The 19,242-nt window shown below is 74.7% G+C and carries 17 protein-coding genes and 1 pseudogene; 10 read left to right on the top strand and 8 right to left on the bottom strand.

The genetic code is table 11. The annotated features are described in order from the left end of the window. Window positions 1–38 precede the first annotated feature (38 nt). Window positions 39–989: a VWA domain-containing protein gene (locus tag ACFQSB_RS19565; RefSeq protein WP_380828173.1), complete on the top strand. Its 951-nt coding sequence runs from the start codon at window positions 39–41 to the stop codon at window positions 987–989. After that, complete coding sequence (locus ACFQSB_RS19570) at window positions 990–2,045, top strand: vWA domain-containing protein (RefSeq protein ID WP_380828175.1); 1,056 nt, start codon at window positions 990–992, stop codon at window positions 2,043–2,045. It abuts the gene before it with no gap. 6 nt (window positions 2,046–2,051) lie between these two features. Here ACFQSB_RS19570 and ACFQSB_RS19575 read toward each other — a convergent pair whose 3' ends face one another. After that, the gene (locus ACFQSB_RS19575; protein WP_380828177.1) at window positions 2,052–2,972 is read right to left on the bottom strand and encodes a D-alanyl-D-alanine carboxypeptidase family protein; all 921 of its coding nucleotides are present in this window, start codon (window positions 2,970–2,972) and stop codon (window positions 2,052–2,054) included. A gap of 526 nt (window positions 2,973–3,498) precedes the next feature. Here ACFQSB_RS19575 and lanL point away from each other — a divergent pair. Then, window positions 3,499–6,309 carry a class IV lanthionine synthetase LanL gene (gene lanL / locus ACFQSB_RS19580; protein WP_380828180.1) on the top strand — a complete coding sequence of 937 codons (2,811 nt, stop codon included), beginning with the start codon at window positions 3,499–3,501 and terminating at the stop codon, window positions 6,307–6,309. 199 nt (window positions 6,310–6,508) lie between these two features. Beyond that, a complete protein-coding gene (locus ACFQSB_RS19585) occupies window positions 6,509–6,646 on the top strand; it encodes a hypothetical protein (RefSeq protein WP_380828181.1) in 138 nt (45 codons plus the stop codon). 70 nt (window positions 6,647–6,716) lie between these two features. Here ACFQSB_RS19585 and ACFQSB_RS19590 read toward each other — a convergent pair whose 3' ends face one another. Further along, complete coding sequence (locus tag ACFQSB_RS19590; protein WP_380828183.1) at window positions 6,717–8,285, bottom strand: bifunctional aminoglycoside phosphotransferase/ATP-binding protein; 1,569 nt, start codon at window positions 8,283–8,285, stop codon at window positions 6,717–6,719. A gap of 253 nt (window positions 8,286–8,538) precedes the next feature. Between ACFQSB_RS19590 and ACFQSB_RS19595 the strand changes: the two genes are divergently transcribed. Beyond that, complete coding sequence (locus ACFQSB_RS19595; RefSeq protein WP_380828184.1) at window positions 8,539–8,919, top strand: hypothetical protein; 381 nt, start codon at window positions 8,539–8,541, stop codon at window positions 8,917–8,919. 60 nt (window positions 8,920–8,979) lie between these two features. Here ACFQSB_RS19595 and ACFQSB_RS19600 read toward each other — a convergent pair whose 3' ends face one another. Then, window positions 8,980–9,804 (bottom strand): class I SAM-dependent methyltransferase, encoded by an 825-nt coding sequence (locus ACFQSB_RS19600; RefSeq protein WP_380828186.1) that lies wholly within the window; start codon window positions 9,802–9,804, stop codon window positions 8,980–8,982. A gap of 70 nt (window positions 9,805–9,874) precedes the next feature. On the opposite strand from ACFQSB_RS19600, the gene ACFQSB_RS19605 reads away from it, so the two are divergent. From ACFQSB_RS19605 to ACFQSB_RS19625, 5 genes and pseudogenes are all read left to right on the top strand, one after another. Continuing rightward, window positions 9,875–10,474, top strand: coding sequence for a TetR/AcrR family transcriptional regulator (locus tag ACFQSB_RS19605; protein ID WP_380828188.1), 600 nt, complete (start codon window positions 9,875–9,877; stop codon window positions 10,472–10,474). 119 nt (window positions 10,475–10,593) lie between these two features. Then, complete coding sequence (locus tag ACFQSB_RS19610; RefSeq protein WP_354852852.1) at window positions 10,594–11,049, top strand: Lrp/AsnC family transcriptional regulator; 456 nt, start codon at window positions 10,594–10,596, stop codon at window positions 11,047–11,049. A gap of 58 nt (window positions 11,050–11,107) precedes the next feature. Continuing rightward, window positions 11,108–11,302, top strand: a pseudogene (locus ACFQSB_RS19615) (alpha/beta fold hydrolase); the annotation flags it as partial. A 159-nt stretch (window positions 11,303–11,461) separates the two neighbouring features. Beyond that, window positions 11,462–12,517: an amidohydrolase family protein gene (locus ACFQSB_RS19620; RefSeq protein WP_380828190.1), complete on the top strand. Its 1,056-nt coding sequence runs from the start codon at window positions 11,462–11,464 to the stop codon at window positions 12,515–12,517. A gap of 176 nt (window positions 12,518–12,693) precedes the next feature. Further along, entirely contained in the window at window positions 12,694–13,701 is a 1,008-nt protein-coding gene (locus tag ACFQSB_RS19625; RefSeq protein WP_380828191.1) for a LysR family transcriptional regulator, read from the top strand. An 8-nt stretch (window positions 13,702–13,709) separates the two neighbouring features. Here ACFQSB_RS19625 and ACFQSB_RS19630 read toward each other — a convergent pair whose 3' ends face one another. Genes ACFQSB_RS19630 through ACFQSB_RS19650 form a run of 5 tightly spaced genes read right to left on the bottom strand, consistent with a single transcriptional unit; the run spans window position 13,710 to window position 19,197 of the window. Beyond that, on the bottom strand, window positions 13,710–14,717 hold the full coding sequence (locus tag ACFQSB_RS19630; RefSeq protein WP_380828194.1) for an N-acetylglucosamine kinase: 1,008 nt from the start codon (window positions 14,715–14,717) through the stop codon (window positions 13,710–13,712). Then, window positions 14,714–15,988 carry a 6-phospho-beta-glucosidase gene (locus ACFQSB_RS19635; RefSeq protein ID WP_380828196.1) on the bottom strand — a complete coding sequence of 425 codons (1,275 nt, stop codon included), beginning with the start codon at window positions 15,986–15,988 and terminating at the stop codon, window positions 14,714–14,716. The genes ACFQSB_RS19630 and ACFQSB_RS19635 overlap by 4 nt, the downstream gene beginning before the upstream one ends. Beyond that, window positions 15,988–16,884, bottom strand: a complete 897-nt coding sequence (locus ACFQSB_RS19640) for a carbohydrate ABC transporter permease (RefSeq protein WP_380828197.1) — start codon at window positions 16,882–16,884, stop codon at window positions 15,988–15,990. Before ACFQSB_RS19640 ends, ACFQSB_RS19635 begins: the two co-directional genes overlap by 1 nt. Then, window positions 16,881–17,846 carry a carbohydrate ABC transporter permease gene (locus ACFQSB_RS19645; RefSeq protein WP_354925980.1) on the bottom strand — a complete coding sequence of 322 codons (966 nt, stop codon included), beginning with the start codon at window positions 17,844–17,846 and terminating at the stop codon, window positions 16,881–16,883. The genes ACFQSB_RS19640 and ACFQSB_RS19645 overlap by 4 nt, the downstream gene beginning before the upstream one ends. A gap of 4 nt (window positions 17,847–17,850) precedes the next feature. Continuing rightward, on the bottom strand, window positions 17,851–19,197 hold the full coding sequence (locus ACFQSB_RS19650; RefSeq protein WP_354925978.1) for an extracellular solute-binding protein: 1,347 nt from the start codon (window positions 19,195–19,197) through the stop codon (window positions 17,851–17,853). Window positions 19,198–19,242 lie beyond the last annotated feature (45 nt).

Consider the following 19,242-nt stretch of genomic DNA (forward strand, 5'->3'; position numbering starts at 1 on the left):
GACGGGCCGTTGGTCGCGCGGCCGGCGGAGCAGGACTCATGACCCTGTCCTCCCCGCTGCTGCTGGCCGTCGGGCTGCTGGTCACCGCGGCCCTCGCCTGGGCGGCCGTCGTGTCCGCGCGCCGCCGGACGGCCGGGCTCGCCGCCGTCGGGCTCGCGGTGCCTGGCGGCGGCCGGGCGCACCGCGGCATCGGCCTGACGATCGCCGGCGTCGGGGTGCTCGCGGTCGCCGCCGCCGGACCGGCGGCCATGGTGCCGGTCCCGCGGACCGCCGGCACCGTCGTCCTGGCCATCGACGTCTCCGGCAGCATGGGCGCCGACGACGTCGCGCCCACCCGGCTGGCGGCCGCGCAGCGGGCGGCCCGCGCGTTCGTGGCGGCGCAGCCCGACAGCGTCGACATCGGAGTCGTCGCCTTCGAGCGCGGCGCGCTCACCACCGCGCGGCCCGACGCCGACCACTCCATCGCCCTGGCGGCCGTCGACCGGCTGAAGGTCTCCGGCGGCACCTCGCTGGGGACGGCCATCCTGGCCTCGCTGTCGGCGATCACCGGCAGGCCGGTGGCCCTCGGCCGGGACGACGCCGCGCCCGACATCGGCTACTGGCCGTCGGCGACGATCGTGATGTTCTCCGACGGCCAGAACCAGGGCGCCGACGTCGGCCGGGCCGCCGCCGTGGCCCAGCGGGCGGGCGTCCACGTCCACACCGTCGGGGTCGGCACCGCGGCCGGGGCCACGGTGAAGGTCGACGGCTACCACCTGCGGACCTCGCTCGACGCGGACACCCTCACCTTGATCGCCCGCACGACCGGCGGCGCCTACCACCCGGCCTCGGACGCCGCGCGGCTCGACGGGATCGCCGGCACGATCGATCTACGGCTCACCGTCTCCGACGAGCCGCTGCCCCTCGCCGGCGGGCTGATCGGGCTCGCCCTCGCGCTGCTCACCGCGGGAGCGGCGCTCACCGTGCTGCGGTCTGGACGGGTGATCTGAATGTCGTTGTCATGGCCGTGGGCGCTGCTGTCGATCCTGGTCATCCCGCTGATCTTCGCCGTCCGCGAGTGGGCCCGCCGCCGGCGGAGGCGGGCCGCCGTGCGGGTCACCTCGATCGCACTGGTCCGCAGCGCCCTGCCCGGCCGTACCCGCTGGACCCGGAAGATCCCCGCCGCGCTGTTCGTCGCCGGGCTCGCGCTGCTCGCGCTCGGCGCCGCGCGCCCCCAGGCGCCGGTGCCGGTGCCGAGGACCTCCGCGACGATCCTGCTCGCGCTCGACACCTCCGGCTCGATGTGCTCCACCGACGTCGCGCCCAATCGCCTCACCGCCGCCAGGAAGGCCGCCGCGGACTTCATCGAGTCGCAGCGTGGCGGACCGCGCATCGGCCTGGTCACCTTCGCGGGCACCGCGGGGCTGCTCGTCCCTCCCACCGATGACACCGACGCGCTGATCGAGGCGATGGAGAACCTCACCGTGTCGCGCGGCACCGCGATCGGCCAGGCGGTGCTCACCTCGATCGACGCGATCGCCGAGGTCGACCCGTCGGTCGCCCCCACCGGCGCCGACCCCGGCAACGGCGGCGGCGGCGACGCCGCGGCCGCCATCATCGTGCTGACCGACGGCGCCAACACCCAGGGCGTCGAGCCCCAGACCGCCGCGCGGGAAGCGGCCCTGCGCCGCGTCCGCGTCTTCCCCATCGGGTTCGGCACCACCGCCCCCGCCCCGATGGTCTGCGACAACTCCCAGGTCGACGGCTACGGCGGCTTGGGCGGCTACGGCCGCGGCGGTCGCGGCGGCTTCGACAGGGGACGCAACCCCCGCACCATCGACGAGCCCGCGCTCGAACGGATCGCCCGGACCACCGGCGGCGCCTACCACCGCGCCGAGAACGCCGACCAGCTCCAGACCGCCCTCAAGGCCCTGCCCAGCAGCTTCACCGTCGTCGACCGCCGAGTGGACGCCTCCGCCGTCTTCGCCGCCGCGGGCGGCGTCCTCGTCACCACGGCCCTGTCCCTCACCCTGTGGTGGAACCGCCCCCGCTTCCCGGCCCGCTGAGGCGGATCAGGACGAGGTGGAGTCGTCCGCGGCCCAGTCCAGGAGGGACTCGGCGGTGGAGAAGCGGCGGCTGGAGACGTCCTCGCCGAGGATGACCCCGACCAGGCGGCGGCCGTCGCGGTCGGCGGCGAAGGTCAGGCAGTAGCCGGCCGCGTTGGTGAAACCGGTCTTGACGCCGAGCACGCCCGGGTCGCCGAGCAGGTGGTTGGTGTTGGTCCAGGTGTAGGCCCCGTGGCCGTCCGTCGCGTCCACCGAATGGGTCTCGGTCGAGGTGACCTCGCGGAAGGTCGCGTCGCGCAGCGCCGCCGCGGCGAGACGCGCCTGGTCGCGCGCGGTGGAGTAGCCGTCGCCGCCGGACATCGGCAGCCCGTCGGGGTTGACGTACCGGGTGTCGGCCAGTCCGAGCCCGCGGGCGGTGGCGTTCATCTTGGCGACGAACCCCTCGACGCCGGGGCCGTAGGTGCGGGCCAGCGCGTGGGCGGCGTCGGCGCCCGAGGGCAGCATCAGGCCGTACAGCAGCTCGCCCACCGGGACCCGGTCGCCGGGGCGCAGGTCGGCGCTCGTGCCGCCGTTGTCGTCGGCGTGGCTCACGTCCGCGCCGGTGACCTGGACGACGTCGGTGAGCTTGGCCTCGCGAAGGACGACGTAGGCGGTCATGACCTTGGTCAGGCTCGCGATCGGCAGCCGGTCGGCGGCGTTCTCGTCGAGCAGCGCCTTGCCGGAGGAGACGTCGAGCAGGAAGGTGGCGCGCCCGTAGACCTCCGGCGCCCGGCGCGCGGCGGCGGGGAGCGCCACGGGTACGGCGGCGGGGAGGACCGATCCGCCGGCGGTGGTCGTCCCGGTGGTCGTCCCGGTGGCCAGGACGGTGGCCGGGGGCGCGGACCTGGCGATGGCGGGAGTGGAAACGCCGCCGACCAGGGCGAACATGGCCGCGCATATCCCTGCGATTACGTTCCGATTACGCACGAGCCTCAGGCTGCCATGTCGGTGCGAGTGGTTTGAGCGGCCTTTAGGACATCCGGCCCAGGGTTTTACCAGGTCAGAGGCCGGTACGGCCGTTCGGCGTGCTCCTCGTCGTGCACCGGCGGCGGTTGCCGCGCGTCACCGCCGTCCCGCGCACCCCGCGGTGTTCTCCTGGGCCCTCCGGAGCCTCCCGGCCTTCTGGCGCCGCGGAAACAGGGCGGCGTGCCGGTATTAGTACGCAGACAGAGCCCGGCCGGAGGCGTTGCATGGGGTGCGGCGGGGCCCGCGGCACGGGGAACAGGTCCGCGGGTCCCGCCGGCGGAGTCGTGGGGACGGCCTCGACCACGGTGCGGGCAAGCCCGTGGTGGCCGCGCGCTTGAGAACGGGGGTCCATGATGGGCGCTTGCCGCCGCCCGGCGCACGTGACGGGGGACGTCGGCCGGGCATTCCCGCCGCGGTGCGTTCACCGCGCCTCGGAGGGGGAGGCGCGGTGAACGCCCGGCCGCCGGGGAGCGGCGCGGACGCCGCGCCGGCGCCCGGCGACCCCGCGGGGGACACGATCCTGGTGGACGTCGTGCGGGCGGTGCTGGAACGGCAGGGCGCGGACGGCCGGCGCGTCGAGCCCGGCGCGTTCTGGTGCTCGGTGCCGGGCGCCGGCGGGTCACTGGCGCAGGGGTGGAAACTGCACCTGTCGGCGACTCCGCTGTCGGCCCCGCTGGTGCTGGCCAGGGCCGCCGCCGTGCTCGCACGGCACGGCTGCCCGTTCAAGTTCGCCGGCACCCTCGATCGGGTGGCCGAGCTGACCTCCCCGCGGTACGACCGCGCCGCGGGCGGCAAGTTCATCACCGCCTACCCCGACGCCGACGACGAGCGCCTGCGCGCCCTGGCCGAGGAGCTGCACCGCGCGACCGAGGGCCTGCCGGGGCCGGTGATCCTCTCCGACCGCCCCTACCGGCCCGGCAGCCTGGTGCACTACCGGTACGGGGCCCACCGCGGCCGGGTGACGCTCGGCAACGACGGCTCGCGCGTGGCGATGCTGGTCGCCCCGGACGGGTCGTACGTCCTGGACGAGCGCAGGCCCTGGTACGCCGCGCCGTCCTGGGCGCCGCGCGACCCCTTCGCCGCCGACCCCACCTCGCCGTCCGGGCCGTCCGGGCCGCCGGGGCCGCCGGGGCCGCCGGGGCCGCCGGGGCCGCCGGGGCCGGGGGAGGCGTGGGCAGGGGACGGCGGCGCCGTCGAGGCGGTGCTCCTGGGCGGCCGGTACGTCGTCCACGGGGCCGTGCGCCACGCGCTCAAGGGCGGGGTGTTCGAGGCCGTCGACGAGCGCACCGGATCGGCGGTGATCATCAAGCAGGCCCGCAGGCACGTGGGCTCGACTCCGGGCGGCCTGGACGTCCGCGACGCCCTGCGGCACGAGGCGGCCATGCTGGAGCTGCTGGAGCCGTCCGGGATCACCCCGCTCACCGGCGGCCTGTTCGAGCAGCAGGGCGACCTGTTCCTGGTCCAGGAGGCGATCGCCGGGGTCACCCTGCGCGAATGGGTGCGCGCGATCCACGCGGAGACGGCCCGCGGCCAGGACGGCTCCTGGGGTCCGCCGCCGGAGCGGGCCCTGCGCGTCGCCGCCGAGCTGACCGGCCTGGTGGCGCTCGTCCACGCCCGGGGCCTGGTACTCCAGGACTTCAACCCCGGCAACGTGATGGTCGCCGGGGACGGCGGGCTGCGGCTCATCGATGTGGAACTGCTCGCCCGGCCGGGCGAGCCGGTGATGCGGGCCTGCACCCCCGGTTACGGCGCCCCCGAACAGGGGACGCGCACCGGGTTCGGCCCCGCTCCCGACCAGTCGGTGGATCTTCACGGGCTGGGGGCGACGCTGTTCCACCTGGTCACCGGCGCCGACCCCCGCCTGCCCGCCGACGACCCGCCGGGACGGCCGCTGCGCGAGCGCCTCGGGACGTGGCTCGCCCACGCGTCCCGGGGCAATCCCGCCGCCGCCCGCCTGACCCCGCTCATCCTCGCCCTCCTGCACGAGGACCCCGACCGCCGCCCCGGTCTCGCCGAGGTCCGTCGCACCCTGTCCGTCCCGCCCGGCCCGCCGGATCTGCCCGGCGGCGACGGCCTCGGGCGGTTGCTGGACGACGGGCTGGCGCATCTGGTCGCCTCCATGGACACCTCGGCCGGGGAACGGCTGTGGCCGGCCGGAGGGTTCGGCGGGTCGGCCGACCCGTTCAACGTCCAGCACGGCGCCGCCGGCGTGCTGGGCGTCCTGGTAAGGGCGTTCCGGGGCCGGCCGGACCCGGCGCTGCGCGAGGCCGTGGCCGCGGCCGCCGGATGGATCCGCCGCGGGGTGCCGCGGGAACCCCGCATGCTGCCCGGACTGTACTTCGGCCGCTCCGGCACCGCCTGGGCCCTGCTGGAGGCCGGCCGGGCGCTCGGCGACGACGACCTCGAACGGCTGGCCGCCGACCTGGCGCTGCGCGTCCCGCTGCGCTGGCCCAACCCCGACGTCTGCCACGGGACCTCCGGCGCGGGCCTGACCCAGCTGCGCTTCTGGGAGGTCACCGGCCGCGAGGTCTTTCTGGACCGGGCCCGCGAGGCCGCCGCGTCGGTCGCCGGCGCGGCCACGCGCGCGGACGGGCGGCTGCTGTGGCCGATCCCGCGCGACTTCGCCTCCACCCTGGCCGGCCTGGTCCACTACGGCTTCGCCCACGGCGTCGCCGGCAACGCCGCCTTCCTGCTCGCCGCGGGACGGGCGCTGCGCGAGCCGGCCTACGTGGAGCTGGCGGCCGAGGCGGCCGGCACGCTCGTCCGGGCGGCCCGCGTCGAGCGGGACGCCGCCTACTGGCCGGGCGGCGAGGGCGACGACCGGCCTTTGACGCACTGGTGCAGCGGCTCCTCGGGCGTCGGCACGTTCCTGGTGCGGATGTGGCGCGAGACCGGCGAGGAGGCCCTGCTGGGCCTGGCGCGCGGCGCCGCCGTCGCCGTCCACCGCTCCCGGTGGCACGCGGGCGCCGGCCAGTGCCACGGCCTGTCCGGCGACGCCGAGTTCCTGCTGGACCTGGCCGAGATGGGCGGCGGCGGACGGCACCGGCGATGGGCCCTGGACCTGGCCGCCGCGATCGGCCTTCGGCACGCCCTGCGGGACGGGCGCATGGTCGTCCCCGGCGACCAGGACGCCGAGATGGCCGCCGGCTTCAACGTGGGCCTGTCAGGCGTGGTGGCCCTGCTGCTGCGGCTGCGCGACGGCGGGCCGCGCATGTGGCTGCCGGAGGTCCTCGCCGGGCCCGGTCCCGCCGCCCGCTGATCGTCCGCGCCGCTGATCCTCCGCGCCCCGCCGGCCTCGGCCGAGCGCGGCACTGGGCGGGGCGGGACCATGCCCCGGCGGAACACCGGACATCGGAGGAGGTGGACCGATCGCGCGGGACGACGCGCACGACGGCACAACGGCGAGCACGTCCACGGCGACGGCGGACGCGGCCACGATCCCGAAGGAGGCGACGGCGGTGACGACGGAGACCGACATCCGGGCGTTGCAGGCCCTGCCCACGGCCATGCATGCCATGCCTGCCATGCCGGCCAGCGGCCGGTGGCCCGGCGAGGACACCTGTATGTACGACACGGCCTGCGAGTGGACGTGGTGAACACGGCGCGGACCGCCGGCGTCCGCCCGCCCGTGCCGCCTGCGCGCCGGTCAGCGGCCTGCGCCGCCGATCAGCCGGGCTCCAGCCGGGGGCGGGGGAAACGGGGAGCCGCGGGGGCGCAGGGCGGCCGCAGGGCGCCGAGCGCCTGGTCCAGGGCGTCCTCCACGGCGCCGCCCGTGTCGATCTCCACGGCGCCCGGCCACGGCGGGGTCCTGGCCGCCATGGCCTCGGAGACGGCCTGGCCGGCGTCCGAGACGCCCGCGGTGCGGCGGGCCAGCCTCTCGGCCACCACCCGCGCCGGCGCCGCGCAGCGCAGCGCCACCAGGTCGGTGAAGGTGCGCCGGGCGACCCGCTCGGCGTCCGACCGGTGCGCGGCGCCGGTCCAGGAGGCGTCCAGGACCACCGGCTCACCCAGGCCGAGCAGCCGTTCCGCCCGCGACAGCAGCTCGCCGTAGGTGCGCTCGGTCCACTCGGGCCGGTAGATGCCCTCCTCGAAGGGGGCCGCGGCACGGGTCCGCGGCGTCAGGCCCGCCATCTCCTTGCGGATGCGATCGCTGCTCAGCAGCGTGTACCCGAGGCGGTCGGCCACGGCGCCCGCCAGCGCCGACTTCCCCGTCCCGGGCGGCCCGCCCACCAGGACCAGCGTCACCGCGCCGGCCCGCAGGTGGCGCAGCGCCAGCTCGGCCAGCTCGCCGGCCTCGCGCCCCGCCCCCGTGCCGCCCTGCCCGTGCCGCAGGCAGGCCACCTTGGCGCGGACGAACGCCCGGTAGGCCACATAGTGGTGCACCAGGCACGGCGGGGAGGGGTCGCCGGAGAACTCGGCGTAGTGGTCCAGGAACGCGACGGCCTCGCCGGGCGCGCCGAGCCGCTCGAGGTCCATGGCGAGGAACGCGGCGTCGTCCAGCCCGTCGACGAAGCGCAGCCGCTCGTCGAACTCCAGGCAGTCCAGGATGCGCGGCCCGTCGTCCAGGCAGAAGATGTCCTCGGCCAGCAGGTCGCCGTGCCCGTCCACGATGCGGCCCTGCTCGACGCGCGCACGAAACAGCGGCTCCCGGCCGTCGACGAAGCGCAGCGCGAGCCGCTCGATCGCGCCGAGCGCCGCGGCGCCGACGGGGCTTCCCGGACCGCCGGACTCGCCGGACCGGCCTGATCGGCCATGTTCGCCGAGTTCGCCATGTTCGCGGGGTTCGCCATGCTGGCCGGGTTCCCCGGGTTCGCCTGAGCCGCCTGGGCCGCCGTGCAGCTCGCGGACCTCGGCGAGGTTCGCCGTCCAGCGGGCCCGCAGTGCCCGGCCCCCGCCCTCCCGGTCGATCTCCGGGCCGCGGCGGGCCCGGGCGTGCAGGCTCGCCACCTGGCGGGCGATGCGCCGCAGGTGCTCGCCCACCGGCGCGCCGGAGCGGGCCAGGACGGCCAGGCGGCGCTCGGCGGGCATGCGCCGCATCACGATCAGGTGCTCACAGGGCCGGCCGTCCGGGCCGATCACGTCGGCGACGCCCTCGTAGACGTCGGGGGCCAGCCGCCGGTTGAGCGCCACCTCCTCCTGGCAGGCGGCCCGCCGGGCCTCCCGGTCGGTGAAGTCCAGGAACCCGAAGCGCACCGGCTTCTTCATCTTGTACGCCCGGTCTCCGAGCAGCACCACGACGCCCGAGTGTGTCTCTGTGACCTGCGCCCACGCGCCCATCGCCGACCTTCCCCCCGGGCCTGTCCCCTCAGGGAGCCTTCCCCCGCCCGGAGCCCTGACGCGAGGAGCGGGCGGGCGATGGCAAACAGGCGGCAATCTTCTGTGCGCCGCCCCGTCCCCGGCGAGATCGGGGAGCGTCGGCCGGGTATGGGCGGAGGGACGCCGGCGCCGGATCCGACCGGACGGCCGGCGAGCGACCTGGGGAGGCAAGGTGCGCAACGCCCTGGACCGCCGCCATGCTCCCGGCCCGTCCGACCGGGGGTTCCCCGGCGCGCGGTGGCCGGCGCGCGCCGTGCTCGTGGTCGCGCTGTCGGCCGCCGCGGCGGGGACGCCGGCCCCCGCGGGCGCCGCGGCCGTTCCCCGTGAGGCGCGCGCCATCGCCGTCACCGGTGACCGCGGGCCCATCGTGATCGGCAACGGCCGGCACAACTACAGCTACGCGCAGGTCCACAGCCCCACCTACATGCGGGGCATCCAGCACGTGTCCAACGCGAGCGTGATCGGCCACTCTCCGGCCCAGGTGGCCATCTGCAGGAAGCGCCACCGGATCTGCCGCATCTCCGAGAAGCTCTGGATCGGCCGCCGCCGCTGACCGCCGGAGGATTCACGTCGCGCCGGATCACGGGGCGCTGTCACGGGGCGCCGAGTGGGGTCAGAGGGCGCCGGTGCGCGCCGCGGTGACCACCACCGTGGCGAAGCGCATCACGAAACCGCCGCCCACCGCGTCGATCGCGGCGCCGATGCCGTCGAGCACCTCCCTCAGCGTGTCGGGCGGCAGCCGGGTGTGCAGGCCGGTGGTCGGCACCTGGTCCAGCCATTCGTCGCGGGTGTAGGGCTGTTCCCAGTCGAACCGCCACCGCTCCGGTTCGCCGAACGCGCCCGCCTGCCGGACGCCGTCCTCCGCTTTGGCGCTGAGCGCCGAGTACGGGTCCGCGTCCGACGCCCCGCTCTGAGGGATGGGCGCGTCGGGCAGGACCCGCCGGTACACCGCGGCGAACGCCTCGCCGATCTCGGGCTCGGGCTGGTAGACGTTCCAGAACACCGCCAGCCGCCCGCCGGGGCGCAGCACCTGGGCGGCCTTCGCCGCGCCGGCGACCGGGTCGACCCAGTGCCAGGCCTGCCCGGCGATGACCGCGTCGAAGGCCCGGCCGGCGGCCTGCCATGCCTCGAACGTCGCCACCTCGACCTCCAGGCCTCCGCGCCGTGCGAAGCCGGCCATCCGCTCGTCGGGCTCGACCCCGAGCACCCGGCAGCCGGCGGCCTCGAACTGCCGGGCGGCTATGCCGGTCCCGATCCCGACGTCCAGGACGTCGGGGCCGGGGCTGCCGGCGACGATCCGCCGGACCATGGCCTCGGGGTAGCGGGGACGCGCCCGGTCGTAGCGTTCGGCGTCCACGCCGAACGACTCGGCGATCTGCCGGGCGTGGTGCGGCTCGGACGGGGGAGGGGAGGCCTCCGCTGACGGTAGAGTGGGCATGCGCCCACCATAGTGGGCGCATGCCCACTTATCAATCGGGCAGTACCGGTCGTGGAAGGAGGGATGTGCGGTGCCGACGGGCGTGCACATCCGCGACGCGCGCAAACAGCTGTTCGACGCGGCGGAGCGCGTCCTGCTCCGGGAGGGGCCGAGCGCGCTGACCAGCAGGGCGGTCACCACGGAGGCGGGCTGCGCCAAGGGCGTCCTGCACCGGCACTTCGCCGACTTCGACGGCTTCCTCGCCGAGTTCGTCCTGGACCGCGTCGGCCTCATCGACGGCCAGACGGCCGCCCTGCGCGAGGCCGCGGGCACCGGCACCGTCGCCGGCAACCTCACCGCCGCGCTCACGGCCCTGTTCGAGTCGGTGGCCGTGGCCGTCGTCGGCCTGGTCGGTGCCCGCGACGAGCTGCGCGACCGGCTGCGCGAGGCCTGGCCGGCCGGTGTCCCGGTGCTGACCGAGGCCGCGATCATGATCGGCTCCTATCTCGCCGCCGAGCGCGAGCTCGGCCGCGTCGCGGCCGACGCCGACGTCGACACCCTCGCCGCCATGCTGATCGGCACCGGGCACCTGATGTTCGCCGACCGCACGGGCGTCCCGCCCGAGGCGGAGGCCGTGCACAAGATGGTCACCGCGATCGTCACCGGCGTCGCCCGAAACCCCCTGCGGTAGGTCGCCGATCGGCGCGCGGACGGGCGCGCCGGTTCGCGGCCACGTAGGGAGGTCGGTTGGAACCATGACGTAACCGGTTAGATGACGAAACGGGCTCATGGGGCGCTACCGTTTACGGAGTGGAGGAGATCGATCGCCGAATCGTGATGCTGCTGGCCGCGGACGGCCGCATGAGCTTCACCGACCTCGCCAAGGAGACCGGCCTGTCGGTGTCCGCCGTGCACCAGCGGGTGCGCAGGCTGGAGAAACGCGGCGTCATCCGCGGGTACGCGGCCCTGGTCGATCACGACGCGGTCGGGCTGCCGCTCACCGCCTTCGTGTCGATCAAACCGATCGACCCCTCCGCTCCCGACGACGCGCCCGAGAAGCTCGAGCACCTGACCGCCATCGAGGCCTGTCACAGCGTGGCCGGTGACGAGAGCTACATCCTCAAGGTGCGCGTGCAGTCGCCGAACGCGCTGGAGCACCTCCTGCAGCAGATCCGGGCGTCGGCCAACGTCTCCACCCGCACCACCATCGTGCTCAGCACCCCCTACGAGCACCGCACCCCCGACCTCACCACCGGCGCCCCCTGAACGCCGACCGCCGCGCGAGGCCGGTCGTGCCGGGGAGTGTCCGCCCCGCGAACGGCTCACCCAGCCTGCCCTGCTGATCAAGGGCGGTCATGATCCGGTGACCAGCCCGGAGGAGATACGCCTGTTCCGAGAGCGTGTCCCGAGCGGGACGTTCCGCCGCTTCGACGCCGCCGGGCATTTCGTCCACGCCGAGGAGCCCGAAGAGTACGCCCGGCTCGTCGCGGCATTCGTCGCGGGTGAAGCCGGGAGATGAGGCCGGCGACGCCGATGCCCTGATGCGGGAGCAGGCTGAGCAAGCCTTCGGTGGGGGCGGGATAGACGCCTTCTATGTGTCTATCGTCGGAATTGTCTTGCTTTGTCCTGTTTTGCTGCTCAGGATGGTGAGCAAGAGTCGCCGTCATGAGAGGCGGACATGCCTTCCGGAACCAGCAACGGCGTCTGCCCGACGGTGGACGTCCACGCACATGTCTGGCTGCCCGAGGTCCACGCGCTCGCCGATGGCCGCCCCGCTCTGGTGGCCTACGAGGAACTGGAACGGGCGCGGCTCGGACCGGAGTCGGCGCGGGTCAGCGCCCGCCGGTTCGACGAGAGCAGGGAACGGCTGACCGATCTCGGCGCCCGCGCCGCCGCGATGTCCGCGGCGGGCGTGGACGCCCAGGTCGTCTCGGTCGCCCCGCACCTCTACCACCCGTGGGCCGGCCCGAGCCTCGCCTGGGCCATCGCGCAGGCCACCAACGAAGGGGTCGCCACCCACTGCGCCGGCCTGCCCGAGCGGCTGTGCGGCCTGGGCGTCGCGCCCATCCGGCACCCCGAGGTGGCTCTGGCCGCGCTGGAGGACGCCGTCGTGCGCTGCGGCCTGCGCGGCGTCGAGATCACCTCGCACGCCACCGACCCGGGCGGCGGCCCGCCGACCGAACTGTCGGACCCCCGCCTGGAGCCGCTGTGGCGGCGCGCCGAGGAGCTCGACGCCGTGATCTTCCTGCACCCGTGGGGATGCTCGCTGGACGCCCGCCTGGACCGCTGGTACCTGTCCAACAGCGTGGGCCAGCCGGTGGAGCACGCCGTCGCGCTCTCCCACCTGATCTTCTCCGGCGTGCTCGACCGCCATCCCGCGCTCCGGTTCGTCGCCGCCCACGGCGGCGGCTACCTGCCCGCCTTCGCCGGCCGCCTCGACCACGCCTGGCTCGTCCGGCCCGAGGCACGGACGTGCCGGCACCTGCCGAGCTGTTACCTGCGCCGCCTGTACTACGACACCGTCGTGCACGCCCCTGAGGCGCTCGTCGCCCTCGTCCGCGCCGTCGGCGTCGGCCGGGTCCTGCTCGGCTCGGACTACCCGTTCGACATGGGTGTCGAGGATCCGGTGCGGCGCGTGCACGAAGCGGTGCCCGACCCGGTCGCCGCGAACGCCATCAGAGGCGGGAACGCCGCGGACCTGAGCCTGCTGCCTGCCACCTGGCCGCCCGGGTAGCGCGGCGCCGCCCACGGCCCGCGCGGAGGGCCCGCGGGGATGGCGGGGAGGCGGGGATGGCGGCGGGCGCCAGGACGGCCCCCATGTCCCGGCGGTGGTGGCCCCCAGGACGGGCCCGCGCGGCGACCGGGGCACCGGCGTCGAGCGCCATCTCGGGGGACGCGTAGGGTGCTGACGTGGGCACCAAGCAGCCGGGCCGCCCCGCGCGGGGTGCGTCCCCGCCGACCGGCGCCGGTTCGGGCGCCCGGTCGCCGGACGGGACGGGGGAGGTGCGAGCCCATCCGCACGGCCTGGACAACGTCCACCTTCAGGCGCTGCACGCGCTGCTGACCGAGCGCACGGTGACCGGGGCCGCGCTCAGGCTCGGGCGAACCCAGCCCACCCTGTCGGCGGCGCTGGCCCGGCTGCGCCGCCACTTCCACGACGAACTGCTCACCCGGGTGGGCAACCACTACGAGCTGACCCCCTTCGCCCGGCACCTGTGCCCGCTGGCCGCCGTCGCCGTCTCGGCCGTGGACCGGGTGTTCTCCGCCCAGGCGGAGTTCGACCCGGCCAGGTCGGGGCGCACCTTCACCGTCGTGTCCTCCGACTACGGCCTGAGCGTGGCCGGCCGGCACCTGATCGGGGTGCTGGAGCGGCGGGCGCCGAACGCCTCGGTCCGCTTCGAGCCGGCGACGCCCGAGGCCTTCTCCCGCGACCCCGACTTCTACCGCACCTCCGACGGCGTGCTCATGCCGCACGGCTACCTCGACCTGCCGCGCAGAATGGACCTGTTCCGCGACCGGTGGGTCTGCGTCGTCTCCACCGCCAACCCGGTGGTGGGCGACCGGCTGACCATGGCCGACCTGGAGGCCCTGCCCTGGGTCACGACCTTCAACGACCCGATGGGCAGGGCGGCCCCGTGGCGGCAGATGGAACTGCTCGGCGTGCGGCTGCGCGTGATCGCGGTCGCCGAGTCCTTCCTGGCCATGCCGCGGCTGGTGTGTGACACCGGCGCCATCGCCCTCATGCAGGAAAGGCTCGCCGCCGTCGTGGCCGACGCGCTGGACGTGCGCGTCCTGGAATGCCCGTTCGAGGCGGTCCCGCTGGTCGAGGCCTTCTGGTGGCACCCGGTGCACGACGCCGACCCCGGGCACGCCTGGTTCCGCCGGCTCCTGACCGAGGTGCGCGCCCGCCTGGCCTGACCGAGCCGTCAGGCCGACGGCGCGGCGGTGGGCGCCGGACGGCCGCCGGGGGCGCCAGCGAAGGCGGTCCTGAGCCGGTCGGCGGCCTCCGGCCCGGCGCCGAGGCGGTCCAGGCCGAGCAGCGCGGCCCCCGCGATGGGCGGCAGCGCGGCCACCACCAGCGCCGCCCGGGGCGCCTGCGCGGCATACCGCTCCTCGACCAGCGCGGTCAGCAGCGGGTCGCGCGAGGTGAGCACGCCGCCGCCCAGCACCACCTCGCACGGCTCGTCGAGCATGCCGAGGCGGCGCATCGCGGCCACGCCCATCACGGCGACCTCGTCGGCCTGGCGTTCCACCACGTCGCGGGCGACCGCGTCTCCGGCGGCCGCGGCCGCCAGCAGTCCGGGCACCAGCCCGTGGATCCGGTCGGCCCGCAGCTCGCCGAAGTGCAGGGCGATCGTGACCTCCTCGGCCAGCCGCACGCCGAAGAACCCGCGCACGACGTCGAGCAGGGCGGTCGCCGGGCCCCGGCCGTCCTCGGCGCGCACGGCGTGCCACAGCACCTCCTCGCCCAGGCCCAGGCCGCCGCCCCAGTCGCCGCTGATCCTGCCGAGGGCCGGGTAGCGGGCGACCCGGCCGTCAGGGGCGACCGCGACCGCGTTGATGCCGGCGCCGCACACCACCGCGGCGCCCCACGGCCGGGAGGTGCCGGCCCGCAGCAGCGCGAAGGTGTCGTTGCCGACGACGGCCCGCCGGCCGTAGCCGCGGGCCATGATCTCGTCGTGGAGCAGGTCCTCCTCCACGGGCAGGTCGGCCCCGGCCACGTACGCCGCCACCAGGTCGGCGTACGGCGGCTCGGCCTGCGGGCCGAGGGCCAGCCGCGCGGTGTGGCCGAGCACGTCGATCGCGGCGGCCACGCCCGCGCTCTGCGGGACGAACGGGCCGCCCCTGCCGGTGGCCAGGACGGTGCCGTCCTCGGCCACCAGGGCGACGTCGGTCTTGCTGTTGCCGCCGTCGACGGCCAGGACCGTCCTCACGCGGGCACCGCCCCGTCGCCGGCCCAGGGGAGGAAGGCGCGGTTGGCGGTGACCAGCCGGGCGGCCAGGTCGGCCGACAGGGACGCCTGCCCGACCAGCGGGTGGGCGAGCAGCGCGTCGGCGACCCGGTCGGCGCCGCCGTGCAGGGCGGCTTCCAGCGCCAGCGCCTCGTAGGCGGTGACGTGCGCGATCAGCCCGGCGTACAGCGGCTCGACCGGGTCGACCGGCAGGGCGGTGGCGCCGGAGGAGCCGACCCGCGCGGGGACCTCGATCACCGCGTCGTCGGGCAGGAAGGGCAGCGTGCCGTCGTTGCGGAGGTTGACCACCTGCACGTCGCCCCGGTCGCCGGCCAGCGAGGCGATCAGGGCCACCGCCGCCTCGGAGTAGAAGGCGCCGCCGCGGCTGGCGAGCAGCTCGGGCTTGGTGTCCACGGCGGGGTCGGCGTACATGCGCAGCAGCGACTCCTCCAGGGCGGCCACCTCGGCCGCGCGGGAGGGCTTGCCGAGCTGCTCGGCCACCACGGCGTCGTGCTCGTAGAAGTAGCGCAGGTAGTACGACGGCACGACGCCGAGCCGCCGGATCAGCGGCGCGGGCAGGCCGATGTCGGCGGCGATCTCCTCACCGTGGTCGGCCAGCAGCTCCGGCAGGACGTCCCGGCCGTCCACGTGGACGGAACGTTCCCAGGTGAGGTGGTTGAGCCCGACGTGGCCGAGCGAGACCCGCTCGGGGGCGACGCCGAGGTGGGCGGCGAAGCGCCGCTGGAACCCGATGGCCACGTTGCACAGGCCGATGGCCCGGTGTCCGGCCTGCAGCAGCGCCCGGGTGACGATGCCGACCGGGTTGGTGAAGTCGACGATCCAGGCGTCGGGCGCCACCTTGGCGACGCGCTCGGCGATGTCCAGCACCACCGGGACGGTGCGCAGCGCCTTGGCCAGCCCGCCCGCGCCGGTGGTCTCCTGCCCGACGCAGCCGCAGGCCGGCGGCAGCGTCTCGTCCACGTTCCGGGCGGCCTGCCCGCCCACCCGCAGTTGCAGCAGCACGGCCTGCGCCCCCGCCGCGCCCTGGTCCACGGTGGCGGCCGTGGAGACGACGGCCGGGTGGCCGGCCCTGCGCAGCATCCGCGACGCCATCGCCGACACCAGCGCGAGCCGCCGCTCGTCGGGGTCCACCAGGACGATCTCGGAGATGGGAAGCTCGTCGCGCAGGCGCGCGAAGCCGTCGATCAGCTCGGGCGTGTAGGTCGAGCCGCCCCCGACAACGGCCAGTTTCATCACTTGACTCCCGTCAGCTTGACGCCCTCGATGAAGGCCTTCTGGGCGAAGAAGAACACGATGATCACCGGTGCCATGGCCAGCAGGGTGGCGGCCATGGTGAGGTTCCACTGTGTGTGGTGCACGGCTTTGAAGGATGCCAGTCCCAGCGACAGCGTCCAGTTCGAGGGTTCGGTCCCGGCGTACAGCAGGGGACCGTAGTAGTCGTTCCAGCAATAAAAGAACTGGAACAGCGCCACCGCGGCGATCGCGGGCCGCGCCATGGGCAGGATGACCCGCACCAGCGTGCGCAGCTCCCCGCACCCGTCCACCCGCGCCGCGTCGGAGTACTCCCGGGGGATGGTCACCAGGAACTGCCGCAGCAGGAAGATGGAGAACGCGTCGCCGAGCAGCATGGGCAGGATGAGAGGCCACAGCGTCCCGGTCAGGTGGAAGCGCGCCCACAGGATGTAGATCGGCACCGCCACCACCTGCGGAGGCAGCATCATCGTGGTGATGACCAGCAGGAACGCCAGCCTGCGCCCCGGGAAGCGCAGCCGCGCCAGCGCGTAGGCGACCGGGATGGACGACACCAGCATGAACACCGTGGCCAGGATCGCGTACAGCAGCGTGTTGCCGATCCAGGTGAGCAGCGGCGCCCGCCGGAAGATGTCGGCGAAGTTGCCCCACTCGAAGTGGTCGGGCCACAGCCGCGAGGTGAGCGCCTGGTGGTCGGTCATCACCGCGGTCAGGGCGATGAACACCAGCGGGCCGATGAACATGATCGCCAGGGCGATGGCGAGCGCGTGGGTGGCGATCCAGCCGAGCGCGACGCGCCGCCGGTGGCCGCGCGGGACGCGAGGCCGGGCGCGCCCGGCCGGCGGGGCCGGAGCCCCCGGAGCCGCGGTGAGGGTCATGCCTCCTCCTCGATGCCGCGGAACTGGCGCAGCAGGATCAGGGTGAACACCATGGAGACCGCGAACAGGATGAGCGCCAGCACGCAGGCGTAGCCCATGGCGAAGTCGCGGAACCCCTGGTGGAAGAGCCATTCGGGGAAGGTGAGGGTGGACTGGTCGGGGTAGCCGGGGACGAAGACCGTCCCGGCCGAGTCGGTGCCTCCTGAGGCCACCCGCGCCGCCACCATCGCCTGCGTGAAGTACTGCAGCGTCTGGATGACCCCGGTGACCGCGGCGAACATCAGCACCGGGCGGATCACCGGCAGGGTGACGTGGGCGAACTGCTGCCAGGCGCCGGCGCCGTCCAGCGCTGCGGCCTCGTACAGCTGCTTGGGCACGTCCAGCAGCGCCGCCAGGAAGATGACCATAAGGTCGCCGACCGACCACAGGGCCAGCAGGGTGAGGCCGGGCTTGGCCCACGCCGGGTCGCCGAACCAGTCGGGGGAGGGCAGGCCGAGCGCCGACAGCGCCGCCGCCACCGGTCCGCTCGCCGGGTTGAGCAGGTACACGAACCCCAGCGTCCCGGCGACCAGCGGCACCAGCGAGGGCAGGTAGAACACGGTGCGGAAGAAGCCGGCCCCGGCCTTGAGCCGGGTGATGAGCTGGGCGACGCCCAGGCCGAACGCCACCCGCAGCGGCACCATCACCGCGACCAGCCACAGCGTGTTCCTGATGGCGGTCCAGGCGGCCTCGTCCCGCAGGAAGTACCGGTAGTTCAGCAGCCCCACCGGTTCCAGGCTGAACAGGTCGTACCGCTGGAAGGAGAAGTAGACGGTCGCCAGCAGCGGGTAGGCGAAGAACAGCCCGAAGCCCACCAGCCAGGGCGACAGGAACAGCAGGGCCACCAGGCCGCGGCGGCGCCGCGGGGACCGGGCCGGGACGGGCGCCGCGTTCCCGCGGCGCCCGAGCGTCGTCGTCGCCATCGGATCAGCCGCCCGCGGTGAGCTTCAGCTTGTCGTCGATCTTCTTGTCGACGTCGGCGAGCAGCGCGTCCAGGTCGTCACCGCGGCCGGACTCCCACTTGATCTGCGCCTCCTGCAGCGTCTGCTGGTTGAAGGCCGAGTTGATGTGGGCGGGCAGGGTGCTGCTGGCGGGGCTGGCGAAGATGTCGAGGAAGGTCTGGAAGTTCGGGTCCTTGTCCAGCTTGGGCGACTGCAGCGCCGGCAGCGTGCTCGGCACGTTGCGCAGGGCGTTGGACAGGGTGACCAGCGCGTCGGTGTCGGTGGTGAGGTAGCGCACCAGGTCCCAGGCGGCCTGCGCGTGCTTGGCGCCCCGCGGGATGCCGATGACCGTGCCGGCGATGAAGCCGCCGCCGTACAGGTCGGGCCGGTCGTCGGCGACCGGGACCGGCGCGGTGCCGTAGTCCAGTCCGGAGGCGTCGGAGGCGATCATGGCGTTGCGCCACTCGCCGTCGATGGCCATGGCGACCTGCCCCTTCATGAAGGGGTTGTCGGCCGACCACTCGTCGCCGAAGCTCTTGCGGAACTTCTCCAGCTTGTCGTACCCGAACCAGTCGACCAGGTCCTTCTGCCAGGTCATCAGCTTCTTCCACGCCGGGTCGCCGCCGATGGCCGAGGTGCCGTCCGGGTTGGTCCACTTCGCGCCGACCATCGTCCCGGTGTGGATCGGGGCGTTCTCGTACATCTGGCTGCTCGGCACGAACCCGGCGACCTTGATGTCGCCCTTGGAGTCGCGCACGGTGAGCTTCTTGGTCAGCGCGGCCAGCTCCGACAGCGTCTTCGGGGGCTGCGCGCCCTTCATCAGCTTCTTGTTGTAGTACAGGCCGTAGGTGTCGGCGAGCATCGGCATCACGCACCGCCGCCCCTTGTACTGGGTGTACTCGGCGATGACCTTCGGGAACAGCGACTCCTGCACCTTGCTCGCCGCCATGTACGGCTCGAGATCCTGGAAGATGCCGGTCTTGCAGAAGGTCGCGACGCTGTCGGTGGTGAACGACAGCGCCACGTCCGGCGGGTTGCCGCCGCGCGAGGCCTGGATGATCTGGTCGTCCTGGACGGCCTTGGTGGTCGTGACGGTGATCCAGGGGTACTGCCGGTGGAACCCCGCCAGGGCGTCGTCGAAGGCTTTGAGCTCGTTGTCGGCGACGAAGCCGTGCCACATCGTGATGGTGACCGGGGTCCGGTCGGGGGTGCTCCCGCTCTGCGGCTTCGCGGGCGCGTTCTCGGTGCCGGCCGTGCAGGCGGACACGGCCGGCGTGGCCAGCGCGGCCACGACGGCCAGGGCCGCCGCCGCGAGCTTCGGGCGTGGTTTCACGGGGTGCCTCCCAGGGGGCTGTGCGGTGAGGAGGTGAGCGGGGGA

It is taken from the genome of Sphaerisporangium rhizosphaerae, from assembly GCF_042665155.1.
In the GTDB taxonomy this organism is placed as follows: Bacteria; Actinomycetota; Actinomycetes; order Streptosporangiales; family Streptosporangiaceae; genus Sphaerisporangium; species Sphaerisporangium rhizosphaerae.